This is a genomic window from Pseudomonas sp. NPDC089569 (genome assembly GCF_050280625.1).
Taxonomy (GTDB): domain Bacteria; phylum Pseudomonadota; class Gammaproteobacteria; order Pseudomonadales; family Pseudomonadaceae; genus Aquipseudomonas.
Map to the genome: position 1 here is coordinate 1 of NZ_JBNNVQ010000241.1, position 2,001 is coordinate 2,001.

The 2,001-nt window shown below is 57.0% G+C and carries 3 protein-coding genes; all 3 read right to left on the reverse strand.

Annotated features, from left to right (window positions below; translation table 11 throughout):
• Window positions 1-6 precede the first annotated feature (6 nt).
• Window positions 7-573 (reverse strand): aminoacyl-tRNA hydrolase, encoded by a 567-nt coding sequence (gene pth / locus ACQKP2_RS32660; RefSeq protein ID WP_427582359.1) that lies wholly within the window; start codon window positions 571-573, stop codon window positions 7-9.
• Window positions 574-742: 169 nt separating this feature from the next.
• A complete protein-coding gene (locus tag ACQKP2_RS32665) occupies window positions 743-1,339 on the reverse strand; it encodes a 50S ribosomal protein L25/general stress protein Ctc (protein ID WP_427582360.1) in 597 nt (198 codons plus the stop codon).
• A gap of 140 nt (window positions 1,340-1,479) precedes the next feature.
• Window positions 1,480-2,001: ribose-phosphate diphosphokinase (gene prs, locus ACQKP2_RS32670; RefSeq protein ID WP_427582361.1), on the reverse strand; the 522-nt coding region annotated here is incomplete at its 5' end.

Genomic DNA, 2,001 nt, shown 5'->3' on the forward strand with positions numbered 1-2,001 from the left:
CGACGTTCAGACTGGCGATGACTTCGTCACGATCAGGTTGAAGGTGTCCGGCAACACGCCGAGGGCAAAGTCGATGCTGGCATCGAGTTTTTCCTGTTCGGCGCGTGGCGCACGACCCAGGACGAAATTTGAAACCATACTGGCAACGCCCGGGTGGCCAATGCCAAGCCGCAAGCGATGAAAGGTATTCTGATTGCCCAGTTGCGCAATGATGTCGCGCAACCCGTTGTGACCGCCATGGCCACCGCCCTGCTTGAGCTTGGCAACGCCCGGAGGCAAGTCGAGTTCGTCGTGTGCCACCAGGATTTCTTCAGGCTTGATGCGGAAGAATCCAGCGAGTGCCGCGACGGCCTGGCCGCTGCGGTTCATGTAGGTGGTGGGAATCAGCAGACGAACATCCTGACCCTGGTGTGTGTAACGCCCGGTCAGGCCGAAATACTTGCGATCGGCGACAAGATTCACGCCTTGTGCGTTCGCGATTCGTTCAACAAAAAGGGCCCCTGCGTTATGCCGGGTCTGTTCGTATTCGGCGCCTGGATTTCCCAGGCCAACGATCAGTTTGATGGCAGTCACGATAGGGGCCCTTTCATGGAGTGGTGGATAACATCGCCGCGATCAGGGAAAGCGGCGAAAGTGGACGAAAAATGCTCATTTACCATGATGTAAACTCCGCGTTCTCGCCCGCTTTCTCGCTACGCTCTAGTCCGCGATGTTCCCGGTCACTCCGGCGTACAGAGTGAAATTACTCTGCAGCGCCTTCTGCAGCTTCTGGAGCAACACGTGGAGCGTGAACGTTGGCAACTGCCTTGTCATCGCCGTGTGCCAGAGCTACGAACTCAACGCCTTTAGGCGCTTTGAGGTCGGACAGGTGAATGATCGCGCCAACTTCGGCGTCAGCCAGGTCGACTTCGATGAATTCAGGCAGGTCCTTGGCTTCGCAGGAAACTTCGATCTCGTTCACAACGTGAGAAATTTCGCCGCCTTTCTTGACCGGAGCTTCTTCGTTGATGAAGTGAACCGGTACTTTTGCAGTCAGTTTCTGGCCAGCAACAACGCGCACGAAGTCAGCGTGCATGATGAATTGCTTGGCTGGGTGACGCTGCATGGCCTTAACGACTACGTTTTGCTTGGCGCCGTCGATGTTCAGCTCGATAACGTGGCTGTAGGCCGCTTCGTTTTCGAACAGCTTGGCGATTTCCTTGGCCAGGATGGTCACGGATTCAGCAGGCTTGTTGCCACCGTATACAACGGCAGGGATGTTCAGAGCGTGACGCAGGCGGCGGCTCGCACCTTTCCCCAGGTCAGTACGCGCTTGAGCGTTCAGAGTAAAGTCAGTCATTTTGTATCTCCAAAATAGCCATCACCGAGTGGCGTTTGCGACCAGCGCCAAACACGGTATGGGCAAAAAAGCCCCGCCCCGACAGGAATGCCGGGGCGGGGCGCTTTTCGTCAACGGGATGTTCGAAAAGGGCAAGGCCCTTAGCGGAACATCGCGCTGATCGATTCTTCATTGCTGATGCGGCGGACCGCCTCGGCAACGACCGGTGCGATATCCAATTGACGGATACGCGCACAGGCTTGTGCTGCAGCGGACAGCGGAATGGTGTTGGTCACCACCAGCTCGTCCAGCACGGAATTTTCGATGTTTTCGATCGCCCGCCCCGACAGCACCGGGTGCGTGCAGTAGGCGAAAACCTTGGCAGCGCCATGCTCTTTCAAGGCCTTGGCCGCATGGCACAGGGTGCCGGCGGTATCGACCATGTCATCGACCAGGATGCAGGTACGCCCTTCGACATCACCGATGATATGCATCACTTCAGAGTGATTGGCTTTCTCACGGCGTTTGTCGATGATCCCGAGATCCACGCCCAGGGATTTGGCAACGGCACGTGCACGCACGACGCCACCAATGTCCGGGGACACCTGTTCGGTTTTCGGCTTTTCGGTGATATGCGCCGCTTCTTTCGCTTCCTTGGGTAGAAACAGTTCGACCAGCGTGAA

What these genes read in the sequence shown, in the direction of transcription:
- ACQKP2_RS32665 (WP_427582360.1), bottom strand. Translation starts at nt 1,339, where the DNA reads ATGACTGACTTTACTCTGAACGCTCAAGCGCGTACTGACCTGGGGAAA.